We start from the raw sequence: 14,333 nt of genomic DNA on the forward strand, positions 1-14,333 counted from the left end.
TTTCCACCAGGAGCTCTTACTTTAATATGTAATCCTACAAATCCTTTTTCTTTAGCATCATCAGCTATTCTAGTTGCTGCAGCCATAGCTGCGAAAGGTGAAGCTTGCTGTCTGTCTGCACGAACAACTTTTCCACCGGACCATTGAGAGATAGTCTCAGCACCAGTAATATCTGTTACAGTAATAATAGTGTTATTGAATGATGAGTAAATATTAGCTATACCCCATTTTTCATCTTTTGCCATAGTTACACCCTTTATTCTTCTGTATTAGCTTTGTTATCCTTATTTTTGTTGTATTCTTCAATTTGTTTTGCTACAGGTGAAGAACGATAGAAACCAATTTCATCTTCTTGACCTCTTAAAACTACATAACTTGGTGAATTGATTTTTTTACCATTCAAGGTTATGTGGCCATGTACAACAAACATTCTTGCTTCTTTAGGAGTACGAGCTAAACCTTTTTTGTATACAATAGTTTGTAATCTTCTTCTTAAGATATCTTCAACATTTAAATCTAAGATATCTTCAAGTGCAGCATCTTCAGGCAAAACACCGGTTCTAGCTAAGTGTCCTAATAATTCTAATTTTTCCTCTTGCATCTGATCAGCAGAAAAACCTAGTAAGTATCTTGCTTCCCTACTGTATCTTCTAACTAAAGTATCAGCTTTCCAAATTTCTTTTTTATTTTTCAAACCGTATTTAGTCATTAATTTGTTTTCATTTTTGATTCTTTCCGCATTCCAAGGATGTGGTGGTGTATTATACTTTTTCCTTGATTTTCTAGGTTGTCCCATTAAAACATCTCCTTATAAAATTGAATTTAAAATATTTATTTATAAAAAAAGTTCCATGCCTATCCGCGTGAACGTTTTACACCAACTGAAGAACTTTTTCTGAAAGTAGACTTGGTTCTTTGACCTCTAACAGGTAAACCAACTTCATGTCTTCTACCTTTGTAACTTCTGGTCTTCTTCATTCTGTTCAAATCATCTCTTAAAGTCATGTCAAGATCAGATTCGATTAAGTGAATGTCTTCACCAGTTTCATAGTCTTCCCTTCTGTTTAACATCCAAGATGGAATGTCAAATTTTTTAGGATTTTCTAAAATTTCTTCAATTCTTAAAACATCTTCGTCAGCAATGTATCCAATTTTAGCGTCTAAATCTAAGTCTAAAGTACGACACAAAGTTTTAGATAAAGATATTCCAACACCTTTAATTTCGGTTAAAGCTTGTTCAATGGTTTTATTACCATTTACATCCTTTCTTGAAATACGCACTAAGTGCTTGAAATCGTCTTCCATTAAATAACCTCCATTTATAGAGCGAACCTACGAGACGTAAAATATAGATTCGAATGTTTTGAGCTTCTCAAAACACAGTTCTTTCAACAATATAAAACTTAGTTTAAATAAACTAAGAGTGCAAAAATATCAGTTTAACAAGTATTTTTTTAATAAAACAAAAAAACTAAGTTAAAAACTAATAAACGCCGAGACTGGGATTTGAACCCAGGAGGGCGGAATGCCCACGAGATTTCCAGTCTCGCGCCTTACCAGGCTAGACTATCTCGGCATAAAATAGTTAGCAAATACTTGCACATCATATTATCTAGAATAACATGATAAGATAATATATTTACCTTAACATATATAAAGGTATTGTTTAAATTAATAATTTTAAAAAAATCGCCATAATGTTAATAAAAATAAATTTTTGAACTTACAGATTAAATAACAAAATATATTTTAGCAACATACTATACTTATAATTAGGTGATATTATGAGTATTTTAGTTATTATAGTTATTGCAATACTTTTAATATTTGTCGTAGTAACTTTTATTCACATGTACAACAATCTTGTAGGACTTAGAAACCGTGTGAAAAACAGTTATTCACAAATTGATGTCCAACTTAAAAGAAGAAATGATTTAATACCAAATCTTGTAGAAACAGTTAAAGGCTATGCAAGCCACGAAAAAGGAGTTCTCGAAGAAGTTACAAAAGCTAGAACCGGCGTGATGAATGCTTCAAGTATCGAAGAAACAAGCGCTGCAGATAACCAGTTAACAGGTGCTTTAAAAACATTGTTTGCAGTTGCTGAAAATTACCCTGATTTAAAAGCAAACAGCAATTTCCAACAATTGCAAAGTGAATTAAGTGAAACTGAAGATAAAATTTCATATGCAAGACAATTCTACAACGATGTTGTTTTGAAATACAATAATGCTTGCCAACAATTCCCAAGCAGCATGCTTGCAAAAATGTTTGGATTTAAAGAAGAAACATTCTTTGAAGCACCTTCCGAAGAAAGAGAAGTTCCAAAAGTTGAATTTTAAGTGGAGTGAAATTATATGAATGTTAAAAAAACATTGTGTATAATTTTACTATTTTTACTATTATTTTCTACAATGTCAATGGCAGCGGCAGATGATGACCGAAGCTACAGCATTCCCAATGCATTCGTTGATTTGACTGTTAGAAATAATGGTTTACTACATGTAGAAGAACAGTACGATTATTCATTCGAAGGAAAATTCAATGGCGTGTATAGAGATATCCCCCTAAAATCCGGAGAAAGCATTGATAATATTAAAGTTTCAGCCGAAGGGGCATATCCAGTGCTTAAAGAAAGCGACGACAATGGATATAAACATTTGAAAATCTATTTATATTCCGATGCAGCCCATACGAAAAGTATAAGGGATTGTGATGTGTCAATTTACATCAGTTATGATATGAAGAATGTCGTGACTCTTTTTAATGATGTAAGCGGTCTTCAATATAAACTTTGGGGAGATGAATGGGACGTTGGCATTGGAAGCTTACAAGCCACCGTACACCTTCCAGGAGATAAAAATAATACTTATTACTTAAATCCTGAAGAATACACTACCTCAAGCAATTTAAAAGGAGATACAATAACAGCACAAACAACATCAATTCCAAAAGGAGAATTATATGAACTTCTTGTTTTGATGCCATTAGATGATTTTAATGATGCCACATATGCAAAACATGTAAATGAAAATGGCAGAGAGCAGATAATTAAAAACCTAAACGACAGCATCAATGGAAGAAATTTCTGGAATACAGCATATCTAGTTTTAGGATTGCTGTCCATCTTAAGCCCGATAGGTACATTATTCACCTATTTAGTCTATGGTAGAGAACCTAAAGTAGATTATGATGGAATTTATGAACGGGACCTTCCGACAGATGACTCTCCCGAAGTAGTCAATGCACTTGTTGAGAATAAAAAGAACATTGGAAAACCGAATATGAAAGGTTTTGAGGCTTCAATAATGAACCTCATTGACAGAAAAGTTATCAAACTATATGCTGAAGAAAATGTCGACAGTGACACCAAAGACTTGCTTTTAACATTTAATCATGAAAAAGAAAGTGAATTAACTTCAAGTGAGAAAATTGTATTCAATACATTGAATCACTTTTCAAATGACAATGTTTTGAATTTATCCAGGTTAAATGGGAAATTATCTTCAGAAACAAATGCAAAATGGTTTGTAGGTCAAGTTAACAAGTGGGAAGACACCGTTGAAAATAATATCAAACTTGACAAATTCTTTGACGATACTGGCTCTACATTAATTGGCATTATTGGATTGGGAGGCATTGTTATTGGAATAATCCTATCAATTTTAGGATTCCTGACAAACCTTTCAAATGGATTCTATGCACTTATTGCAGGAATATTTCTAGTTGTATTTTCAATAGCATTGTTATGTATAGATGAAGATATTTTCGGAAGATGGACTGAAAATGGTAGAGTCTTCTACCTCAAATGGGAAAATTTTAAGAAGTTCTTAAAAGACAACAGTTTAATGAAAGAACACCCTCCGGAATCAATAGTCATTTGGAAAAAGTACTTGATTTATGGTGCTGCTCTTGGAGTAGCTGATGAAGTTTACAAATCCATGAAACTGCAGGTACCGAACATATCAGATTATGACGATGATATTTTCATGTATCATTATTATGGCGGATACGGTATGATGTATAGTGCTTTTAGAACCGGAGAATCTGCAGCAAACCCATCCTCAGACTCAGGAGGATTCGGTGGCTTCGGAGGAGGATCTGGAGGAGGTGGAGGTGGAGCTTTCTAGTTCCATTTCCATTTAATTTTTTAAAAAAAAAGACAACTACTTTTTAACAGTGATTTTAACTGTTTTACTAATATGGTTATAATATGCATTACCTGCATATTTAATTAATGCACTGAATATTCCTTTTTTGGTTAATTTTGTAAGTTTGAATGTTGCTTTACCCGCAGAATTAGTTTTAGCAGTATAGGTTACCCCCTTTACCTTAAGTGTAATCTTAGCTGATTTCAATACAACATTTTTATTGTTCTTTAAAACAACAGAATATAATTTGCTTTTAACGCTAACCTTAAATGTTGCTTTAGCTGCAGTCAATTTTGGATTTACTTTTTTAACTGTAATTTTTGCGGTTGCAGATGTTGAGACATAGTTATTGTCTCCGGCATAACTGATAGTTGTAACATATGTTTTTGGGGCCAAACCGCTAGTGGATAATATTACCTGACCGTTATCATCTGTCATGTATGATTTTGTGACACCATTAAGATTAATGGAGACTTTTGCATATGTAATTACATTTCCTTTAGAATCATGTAAATTAACAAGCAGACATTTGCCTGCATTATAATTAGTTACAACATTTACGACATAGATAAATGATGATTTTTTAATTGTAATTGTTGATTTAACGGAAGTAATTTCATAAGACTTATCATCAACACTTATAACGACCTGATATTTACCTGCATCAAAATTAACAAACCAGTTATATCCAGTCTGACTAGTGTATGTTCCAACCAATTTATTTTTACTGTTATATACTTTAATTGTTACATTTTCGCCAACCACTGGATAACTGGAAGAATCAGCCAATTTGATGCTAAAGTCACCACCAAAGCCTTCAACGCCTGTAAAATCAGACACATATAATTTATATGCAGGCAAATTTCCGCTGAAATTAGAATTACCAGCATAAGAATCGTATTTTGCACCACCTGAGATTTTAGCGATGTTTTCTATAAAAACAGATTCTGAAGCAGAGCTTCCAGAAGAAATTGCACCACCAAATTTTGCAGTATTCGCTTTAAAGTAACATCTTATAGCTGAAGTGGCATATATTGCTCCGCCATAGTCATCAGCAGAATTGCTGATGAAAGTGCATGCCAATGCAGAACCTTCGGCAGAACCACCAGCCATTGCCCCTCCGTTAATAGCGTAATTATATCTAAATTGAGAAGATTGTGCAGAACCATCACAGATAGCACCTCCCTCTTTAGCTGCGTTATATGTGAAATTGCAACTTAATGCATGTGAATTGAATAATGCTCCTCCTTTTTCAGCAGAGTTATTTATGAATTTGCAGTTATTGGCTGAATTCAAACACATCGCACCGCCTTCTTTAGCATAGTTTTCACGGAATTCACATCTTAAAGCATATACTCCAAGTAATGCGCCGCCCTGATTTACTGCAGTGTTGGCTTTAAAAATACAATCCTGAGCAGAGTTGCCCCCTGCCATAGCACCTCCACCATCAGTTGCTAAATTACCTATGAAAACACAGTTTTTAGCAAGGCAACCAAAAATGGCACCTCCGTTTTCAGCAGTATTATACATGAATGTGCAACTTTCAGCAGAAGATCCTTCACCGCCCAATGCTCCAGATTGATAAGCCCTATTGCTAATAAAAGTACAGTTTAAAGCATAACCAAAACCAAACGCCCCTGAATGGTCTGTTGCTGAGTTTCCAATGAAAGTACTGTGACCTACAGAACTTCCATACATTGCCCCACATGATGAAGAAGCGGAATTGTTAATAAAAGTCGAATAGGTAACATAAGTATTGTAAGTGGCTCCTCCTTCCATTGCGGAGTTACCCACAAATGTGCAGCCATCCACATTACCGGCACACATAGCACCACCAAATTTAGCTGCAGAGTTATCTTTGAAAATACATTTGTTAGCAACTCCACGATACATGGCTCCACCAGAAATGGTTGCATGGTTATGGGTGAAATTACAACTCCAAGCAGCAGTATTAATATTTCCATAAATAGCCGCCCCATTATCAGCTTTTGCATTGATAAAATTGATGTTGCTGAAACTTAAATAAGAGGATACGGAATCGGACACAATAAATATTCTGGCCAGATTATTTCCATCAATTGTATGTCCATTACCGTAAACATTGACTGCCCTGTTTATTTTAATTCCATCAGCAAATGAAGAATCGGAATCTTTGGAATAAATGTAATCCGAATCAAGATAAATGTTAGTGTAACTATTACTATTGATTAAATCATTTAACTCTGTGAAAGTCTTTGAACCAGCAGATATGTTCTGATTATCAGAAATAGTTAAAATTTCACTGGTTGAATCCGATGAAAAATCAGCATTGTCCGCAGTCAAATTATCAACAGCGCTAACAGTCGAGAGAGTAAACATGGATACAAGAATGAAAATTAATATTATCTTTTTGTTTAGCATAATCTCGACTCCTTGAATTACAATGATATTTTTTTTGTTGAATATAGTATATATTAATTGCGAAATCAAAGATTAATCCTATTAACAAATAGATAATAAAGCATGTCAAAAGTTTCAATGCAATCATTAAAAAAAATTAGATTATCCCCATTGGTTAAATCATTTAAACTGGAAAAAAACTATTAATATATCCTATTTTTAAATCTATAAATCCCATAAGCCAATATTGCTAAAATAATCACTATCAAAAGAATACTCATATCGCCATGAGAATTGATTATCTTTATAATTGAAGATTTACTTTTTGAATCATATGGGAAATTGTTATCCCCACCCCAATCAGGCATTGGCATATCTGTTTTTTCAGCATTAAAATCAGCCCCCAATTTAGAATTATTGGAATCGGCATTTCCACCGGCAGACTTCACAGTTTTAAAATCAGACACTGATTTAGCATCATTGAAATCCCTACCCCCATCCGCAGACTTTACAATTTTAAAATCATTTTCGGATTTAGCATTATTGAAATTCTGAGAAGCATTAACTGTTTTTTCCAGTTTTATTCCCACTTTCTGACGTTGTATTCTCCAGAATATTCTGAGGAAGTTTTTCAATCCATGTTTTTGGTGTAGGATCGGCAAATCTATCTACAAAAAATTCTTCAAACCATTTAGTTGTGTTCGGATTAATATCTCCCCAGTAATTATTTTCATAGTCGCTTTTAGTGTATCTGAGTAAGAAATAATATACGATTGAGCCTTTCGAAGCATTATTTCCTGTAATGATATTATTATTGCATATGACAATCGGTTCTATAGAAAAAAATTCTTGAAAGACATAAAAAGCCCCGTCATGTTCAGCACTATTATTTGTTATCTGTGATGAGGTAATTGTAAGAGGGCCTGCCGTGAAAATTCCGCCACCACGAATTCCCGCTGTATTATTTAAAAATATGGAATTTTTAACAGTTAAATTTCCAAGCCAATTATAAAGAGCCCCACCCCATTCTTTTGCAGTATTATTAATGAATATTGAATCAGTAATATCCAATATTGAATCCATATTCTATCTTATAACACCACCATCATAATCAGCATAATTATTTTCAAATCGTGATGAAGATACTGTGAATATGCCATTTACAAAAGAAAGGGCTCCTACAAAATCGCCTGCATAATTACTGAGAAACTCGGAATTCCTAATGTCTCAGTCAACATAGTATGTGCCAATAGCCCCGCCACTAAAACCGGCATAATTATTTATAAAACTACAATTATCAACTTCCAAATACCCATAAAAGAATTCTCTTGGATTTGGATTATATTTTGAGGATATCTCAAGAGCACCACCATCTATAAGAGCAGTGTTATTTTCAAAAATACAATTTGATATATGAACTGACTTTGCAATCTCTGTATAAACAGCACCACCATAAGTTTCGCTTTTCCCATTGATGAAGGTAATATTATTCAATTTAACAGTTACTTTTTTATCAATAATGACAATTGAATCGCTTTGCCCGCCATCAATAACAATACCTTTTGCTTCACCGAGACCCTGCAAGGTAATGCTTTTATTAATCTTAATCGATGATTCATGATATGATCCCGGATTCAAATAGACAATATCCCCATCATTAGCTATATCGATTGAATCCTGAATAAGTGTACCATTATCGATTGTAATATTGTTTTGTGCAGAAATCGGAGCAATAAATAAAATTAAAATTACTGCAGCAATAATCATAAATCTCTTAATCATAATCCTCAATAACATTTATATTCATATCGCATATAAAATATTTATGCATTAATAATAAGAAATCTTTCGAGTTTAAAAAAAAAAGGAATTTAATACTTTAATAACATTTGGAAATATTCTAATATTTCATCTAAACAGAATTTTTACTTCCAGAACCTTGGATAGATTCAGTGCGAAACCTCCAAACACCATCATGATAAACAACAACTAAATGAATAATTTTTTAAAAAGACTTGTTCACAAATCAAAAATCCAATAGAAAAGAGATATTTACATCTTATTTATTAAAAACATTATCTTTAAATAAGATATCAACACATAATTATAACTTGTAAGATTTTAAAGATAAAAGTATTCCCATTTAGTCTTGTCGTGATGAGCGGCGAATTAGGTGCTTTATGGGTTCTTTAATCTTCACAAATTATTTTTACCGACTTATTTTCAATAATTTTTATAAATTCACTGTTTTTATTTTCAAAAGCTTGATATGTTGACCAGGAAATTAAATCGGCAACTTGCAACCCTTTATAGTTAGCTGAATTAACATGATTTATTTCAACAGGATAATTTTTCACATTATCCAATTTACGGACAAATAACTCATTGAAATCGAATATTTGATTTTTATTCTTTGCTTTATCAATGAATATAATAGTTTTCTGATCAATATGAATGATTTTCGCCAGTTGTGATGCTAAAATATCATATAACTTGTTGACATTATACTCCTGACCGGTTTTATACATGTTTTGTTTGTCAAATACAATGACGAAAACATGATAATCAATATTATTTAACCTTTTTAAAATATCCATTATAACATTATCAGGAGTATGAGTACCTTTAATCTCAGTCATCTTTCTGATTTCTTTATACTTTCTGTAAGTGTTTTTAATCAAATTATCAAGTTTCTTAGGATTATCAACCATGATTCCAGCAAAAACAAAATATTTTGAACTAGAATACTTATTTCCCAAATCGCCACTTTCATCAATGTAGACATACTTCATTGCATATACTATATACACAACATCATTTAAAAAGCTTTTTAAAAACACTTTATTCAAAATTAAAATAAAATTGACCTTATTTTGTAAAATTGACCCCATCTAAAACTGAAACATTTATATGCTTGAATAACAACTAGGAAAATATTATGTTGAACCCACTACCAACTTTTAAAAAATTTTCAAAAAACCTAAATCAAAGATTGGAGAGAACCGGCAAACATTTTAAGGATTTACTTCCAGAACCTTGGATAAGTATCTGGTTTCATGAATACTTTAGAAACATTTACGGCAAAACCTGAATCTGCTTCTAAAATCTCATTTGAAGTCAATAATGAATGACCTGCACCAACCAGTTCTCCTTTAAGAGTTTCAATTGCTACAATATCATTTTTCTGAATGTTATCTGCCAAAGAAGCAATTCCTCCACATGCCAAATCTGCACCATGACAAACAGCATCAACTGCAGAATCTTTTATGACAATTTTAGGCAAGTAATCGGCAGCCCTTTCCATAGGCATTATTGCATCTCGTAAAAATGACTCGTCACCGTCTTCAATCCAGAAATGATATGCGTCAGTCACATCCTGCAAGGTAACAAGATTGTTTTTTTCTCTGAATGAACCTACCTGTGTTCTTCTAAGCTCTGCCATATGGGCTCCAACACCTAAAGCCTCACCAATATTGTGGCAGTAAGTTCTCACATAGGTTCCCGCTTCACAGCCTATTCTGAAAAGAACATCCCTACCTTCAATCTCATAAATGGTTGAATAATAAATGTTACGGGTTCTCATTTCACGTTTAACTGCAGATTTTACCGGTGGAAGCTGAAATATCTTTCCAGTGAATTCTGCAAATACTTCACGAATTCTATCTTCCGGAACATCCTGATGGAATGTTAAAAGACAAACATACTCTTTTGGAGCTGTTAAAAGCAGTTGTATTGCACGGGTTGCATCATTAAGTCCGACCGGTAATATTCCGGTTACTTTAGGATCCAATGTTCCTCCATGACCTGATTTTTCCAAATGCAGTATACGTTTAATCCAAGAGTCTATTTCATGAGAAGTCGGACCTGACGGCTTATCCAAATTGATAACTCCTTTAGAAATGTAATCATTTATTTCCCTATCTTCAGGTTTGCAACCGAATTCGGGAGAAGTAAAACTTTGAGATTTAGTTATCATGTCAAATTTCATGAAAAAAACCTTGGAAAAAATATTAAAAAAAATAGTAAAATAATGAATAAAAATAATTATTCATCTATAAGTCAGCTAAAGCTGCTTTGATAGATTCTACATCGCCAGAAACATCGATGGAATCTTCAGTTGGTTCTAAGTGAGCAATATTACATCTTCTGTTTTTTACAGCTTCACCTACAACTTCAACAAAGTTTTCGTCAATAATTTCTACGATTGCACATTTTTCACCTGCTTCTCTACCAGCAGTTTTAACACATACTCTACCTACTTCGATTGATGCCATTTATATCACCTTTAATGTTTGAATAATGATTTCTGATATGCTTTCCGGATCAAAGCTATCAGTATTTATAATTAAATCATAAATATCCATATTTGAAATGTCAATATTATGGATTTCCTTATATCTTAAAGCTTCGCTTTTTTCACGAGTGATAATCTCGTCTTTTGCCACTTCAACAGATTTGCCTTCCCTTTGAGCTATTCTTTTTGAACGAACATCAAAAGGAGTCATTAAACAAAGTCTTAAATCAGCATTTTCAACAAAATATGCTGACAATCTTCCTTCGATAATCAAATTTTCTGAAGATTTGGCTTTTTCAGCTTGTCTTTTATCAATTTCTCTATCGATATCATCATTACCTTCAGCAAATTCACTGAATTCAAGAACAGACATTCCCCTTTCTGCAGCCATTTCTCTAAATATTGATCCTGCAGATATATACGGAATATCTAATTTTTCACTGAGCACTTCAGCAGCAGTTGTAGTTCCGGTTCCAGCTAATCCACCGATTGTAATTATCATTATTTTCTAGCCTCGTTTTTGAAAATTTTACGAGCACATTTTGAGCATAAGTACCCACCGTATGGACGGTTAGGTCTTTTAGCTGTTTTTGATAATTTTCCAATTTCATATGGACGTCCACGAGGAACTCCATGTAATACTGCACCACATTCAGCACAAACGTGCTTAGATGGTTTTTTCTTTTTATATCTTAAAACATTTTCTCCACCAGGAGTGTTTTTATGAACTCTTTTATATGATCTTGATCTAAACCTATTTGCAGGCATTTAATCACCTAATAATTAATTTAATAAATATTTAATAATTGTGTAATAGCGTATTCAAAATAGAATAATATAATTTCTATTTTTCATCATTAATAAATGTATGTTTAAAAGGTTGATTTAGAACCCTTGTTTGAATCCTAAGAATTTTCTTATAATCTGACTCATACCAAAAGTACAAATCATATACCATAACAACCAACCAATACCATATGGAATTGTTGCTTTACCACCATACAGGAACTGACCTATGAAATGCCAAACCGGAGTTAAAGTAACCCAATATACGGTCTTAGGTAAAATAATGACTAAATCATGGATGGCGGATGTTCTCATCCAGAAAAATATCAAAATAATTGGAACAAAAGTTACAATAATAGGTTTGAATTGACTTGACATCATCTGACTTTGCATTTGCATAATATCAGCCTGCTGAGCCTGAAGTTCAGCAACCCTTTTACCGTCCCCTCTTTTTTGAGCCTCTCTGAGTTCCTGATTGAACTCTTTCATTTTAACTTGCACATCATTTAGCTCATCCTGATCAACCAAGTACTTATTAGCAATAGTTGTTATCAATGAAACAATAAATGCAATAATTAAAACAGTCAAAGCAGGATTAGTTGGATTAGGGTCCATAGCGAGAATTGGGTTGAAAATTGCATTCAAAACACCATAGACCATTCCCATTATATCAACCATAATTAATCCCCTATAAATTTAATACATCAACTAATTTGGCAACTGAAGAATTCAAATGATTATCATGATTTTCAACTATTTTAACAGTAGCTCCAGTTAAAGTAGCGTAAGCCATAGAAGTAGCTCTGTTCATTTGTTGATGTAAATCAATTTCTTTAGCTTTTTGAACATCTCTAATACGTGTGTCATCATTTAATCTTCTGTAAATGATTTCATCAGGATTAGCTTCAATTAATATAAAACGATCTGGCTGTAATTGTTCCAAAACCCAAATAGGTAAACCTGGTAAAAATCCAGATGGAGTGTTAATAGTGCAATGGGTATCTACAATAACGTTATCATTTTCAGATCTTTTCTTAATTTCTTTAGCAGCTTCAGCTTGAATTTCCTTTTGAGTTTCAGCTGGTAGTTTTCTTAAAGAATCTCTATCCTCAACAATTTTTCTTTCAATTGCTATTTCTGTCATTATGTCACCGTAGTTCACGTGGACATAATCAACTTCTTCAAGTGCTTTTTTAAGCAATGTTGTACTTCCAGAACCTGGAATACCTGTTAATACTACTAATTTCAATTTAATCCCTCACCTTTGTTGAAAAGATAAATAATTAGGAGAAATTAATCTCCTAAGAATTTTCTGAGAAGTGGATTTGAAGACATGAGTTGCTCTTCAGCCATTTCTTCATAAAGTTTATGAATAATACCTACAGTAAGTAAAACACCAGTACCTCCACCTAAAGCACCGGTTAAATCTGCAAGGAATGCAATAAGACCTACATATATACCACTGATAATGGTAAGTGCAGGAATATATTTCTTTAATATTTTATATAGTTGACGTTTGCTGCTTCTAAAACCAGGTATTTGAATACCTGAACTGTGAAGTTGTTCGGAAATCTTTTTAGCATTTAATCCACTGATTTCAACCCATAAGTATGAGAACAGCATACAGCATGCAATAAAGAATATTGCATATATGAGAACATGAATCGGTTCGGTAATGAACATTTCCAGTTTAGGAGTGGACAATAACCATGCAATACCATCAACAGCCTTACCGTTTTCAATATGACCGAAAATTGGTACTCCAATCTTTTGGAAAAGATTTGCAAATAATGTTACGTTCACAAGTAATGCACTTGTTAAAATAACCGGCATGTTACTTGAGTATACGAATTTCAATGGATATTTACCGACTGATCCTCTAATTCTTCCGTGTCCTCGGACACTACCGTGGGAAATAGGAATTTCCACTCTCATGGATTCACCATAAAGAACAACCAGGAATACAATGATAGTTGCAAGTAATGGAATCAATACTGAGAAATCATAAACGCCTGTAGTGGCTAACTGGATGAATTTTGGAATGATACCTGCAAGCAAACCGTCAGTACCTGTTAAGATACTGAATGTTCCGACAATAACTGCTTGACATACACCTGCAGCAATGAATAAACCTATACCACTTCCGAATCCCCATTTTGATACAACTTCATCAAGGTAAATAATTACCAAAGCACCAACAACAAGTTGAGCGATTAACAAAAGTGTATATGAACCATCTATAGGGACAAGGTTTCCAGTTAATACTAGAACACTAGCCTCAAAAACAGTAAATACAATAGATAATACTTTTTGAGTGGCTTGGAAATGAGATTTATCCTTGTGAGATGATAAATCTAATTCTAAAAGATTTGAACCTACTAATAATTGCAGTACAATAGAAGCAGTAACTATTGGACCAATTCCTAAAGTAAGGATTGAACCGAAGCTTCCTGCCATTACAGCTCTTAATTGAGCAAATTGGTCTATAGCTCCAGGAGCTAAACCGTATAATGGAATTTGTGTTAATATGAAATACAATAATAAAACAAGAGCAGTCCATTTAAGTTTTTCATTGAAGTCTTCTCTATGAACAGGGGATTTGACTTCAGGAATAAACCTAAATATTGGCTCTAATACTTCTAGTGCTGACATTTTCTTCCTCTATATTAAAAAGGAAAAAAGCTATAATTCTATAGCTTCTCCTCCTAGTTCTTCGATTTTTT

The 14,333-nt window shown here is 33.1% G+C and carries 17 protein-coding genes and 1 tRNA gene; 2 read left to right on the plus strand and 16 right to left on the minus strand.

Annotation, left to right across the window (positions count from 1 at the left end; genetic code table 11):
* The 4 genes from rpsK to Q4Q55_RS07550 form a co-directional block, all read right to left on the minus strand.
* A partial coding sequence (rpsK, locus tag Q4Q55_RS07535; protein WP_303372214.1) for a 30S ribosomal protein S11 occupies positions 1-245 on the minus strand: 245 nt, incomplete at its 3' end.
* 11 nt (positions 246-256) lie between these two features.
* The gene (locus Q4Q55_RS07540) at positions 257-796 is read right to left on the minus strand and encodes a 30S ribosomal protein S4 (protein ID WP_303372215.1); all 540 of its coding nucleotides are present in this window, start codon (positions 794-796) and stop codon (positions 257-259) included.
* A 59-nt stretch (positions 797-855) separates the two neighbouring features.
* On the minus strand, positions 856-1,305 hold the full coding sequence (locus tag Q4Q55_RS07545; protein WP_303372216.1) for a 30S ribosomal protein S13: 450 nt from the start codon (positions 1,303-1,305) through the stop codon (positions 856-858).
* A gap of 186 nt (positions 1,306-1,491) precedes the next feature.
* A tRNA-Ser gene (locus Q4Q55_RS07550) sits at positions 1,492-1,576 on the minus strand.
* Positions 1,577-1,784: 208 nt separating this feature from the next.
* Between Q4Q55_RS07550 and Q4Q55_RS07555 the strand changes: the two genes are divergently transcribed.
* Both Q4Q55_RS07555 and Q4Q55_RS07560 read left to right on the plus strand, forming a co-directional pair.
* Positions 1,785-2,342, plus strand: a complete 558-nt coding sequence (locus Q4Q55_RS07555) for a LemA family protein (protein WP_303372217.1) — start codon at positions 1,785-1,787, stop codon at positions 2,340-2,342.
* 78 nt (positions 2,343-2,420) lie between these two features.
* Positions 2,421-4,130, plus strand: a complete 1,710-nt coding sequence (locus Q4Q55_RS07560; protein ID WP_303372218.1) for a DUF2207 domain-containing protein — start codon at positions 2,421-2,423, stop codon at positions 4,128-4,130.
* A gap of 36 nt (positions 4,131-4,166) precedes the next feature.
* Here Q4Q55_RS07560 and Q4Q55_RS07565 read toward each other — a convergent pair whose 3' ends face one another.
* From Q4Q55_RS07565 to secY, 12 genes are all read right to left on the minus strand, one after another.
* On the minus strand, positions 4,167-6,551 hold the full coding sequence (locus Q4Q55_RS07565) for a hypothetical protein (RefSeq protein WP_303372219.1): 2,385 nt from the start codon (positions 6,549-6,551) through the stop codon (positions 4,167-4,169).
* Between the two features lie 182 nt (positions 6,552-6,733).
* The gene (locus Q4Q55_RS07570) at positions 6,734-7,120 is read right to left on the minus strand and encodes a hypothetical protein (RefSeq protein ID WP_303372220.1); all 387 of its coding nucleotides are present in this window, start codon (positions 7,118-7,120) and stop codon (positions 6,734-6,736) included.
* Complete coding sequence (locus tag Q4Q55_RS07575) at positions 7,092-7,613, minus strand: hypothetical protein (RefSeq protein WP_303372221.1); 522 nt, start codon at positions 7,611-7,613, stop codon at positions 7,092-7,094. The genes Q4Q55_RS07570 and Q4Q55_RS07575 overlap by 29 nt, the downstream gene beginning before the upstream one ends.
* Before the next feature lie 144 nt (positions 7,614-7,757).
* A complete protein-coding gene (locus Q4Q55_RS07580) occupies positions 7,758-8,312 on the minus strand; it encodes a hypothetical protein (protein ID WP_303372222.1) in 555 nt (184 codons plus the stop codon).
* 407 nt (positions 8,313-8,719) lie between these two features.
* Positions 8,720-9,340, minus strand: coding sequence for a DUF3800 domain-containing protein (locus Q4Q55_RS07585; protein ID WP_303372223.1), 621 nt, complete (start codon positions 9,338-9,340; stop codon positions 8,720-8,722).
* A gap of 212 nt (positions 9,341-9,552) precedes the next feature.
* On the minus strand, positions 9,553-10,518 hold the full coding sequence (locus Q4Q55_RS07590; RefSeq protein WP_303372224.1) for an RNA-guided pseudouridylation complex pseudouridine synthase subunit Cbf5: 966 nt from the start codon (positions 10,516-10,518) through the stop codon (positions 9,553-9,555).
* Positions 10,519-10,582: 64 nt separating this feature from the next.
* Entirely contained in the window at positions 10,583-10,804 is a 222-nt protein-coding gene (locus Q4Q55_RS07595) for a 50S ribosomal protein L14e (protein WP_303372225.1), read from the minus strand.
* Positions 10,805-11,326, minus strand: coding sequence for a (d)CMP kinase (gene cmk / locus Q4Q55_RS07600; protein ID WP_303372226.1), 522 nt, complete (start codon positions 11,324-11,326; stop codon positions 10,805-10,807).
* On the minus strand, positions 11,326-11,592 hold the full coding sequence (locus tag Q4Q55_RS07605; RefSeq protein ID WP_303372227.1) for a 50S ribosomal protein L34e: 267 nt from the start codon (positions 11,590-11,592) through the stop codon (positions 11,326-11,328). The genes cmk and Q4Q55_RS07605 overlap by 1 nt, the downstream gene beginning before the upstream one ends.
* A 117-nt stretch (positions 11,593-11,709) precedes the next feature.
* Complete coding sequence (locus tag Q4Q55_RS07610) at positions 11,710-12,288, minus strand: DUF106 domain-containing protein (protein ID WP_303372228.1); 579 nt, start codon at positions 12,286-12,288, stop codon at positions 11,710-11,712.
* A gap of 10 nt (positions 12,289-12,298) precedes the next feature.
* The gene (locus Q4Q55_RS07615) at positions 12,299-12,859 is read right to left on the minus strand and encodes an adenylate kinase (protein WP_303372229.1); all 561 of its coding nucleotides are present in this window, start codon (positions 12,857-12,859) and stop codon (positions 12,299-12,301) included.
* Positions 12,860-12,903: 44 nt separating this feature from the next.
* Complete coding sequence (gene secY / locus Q4Q55_RS07620; RefSeq protein ID WP_303372230.1) at positions 12,904-14,262, minus strand: preprotein translocase subunit SecY; 1,359 nt, start codon at positions 14,260-14,262, stop codon at positions 12,904-12,906.
* Positions 14,263-14,333: the final 71 nt, after the last annotated feature.

This window comes from Methanobrevibacter sp., assembly GCF_030539555.1.
Classification (GTDB): domain Archaea; phylum Methanobacteriota; class Methanobacteria; order Methanobacteriales; family Methanobacteriaceae; genus Methanocatella.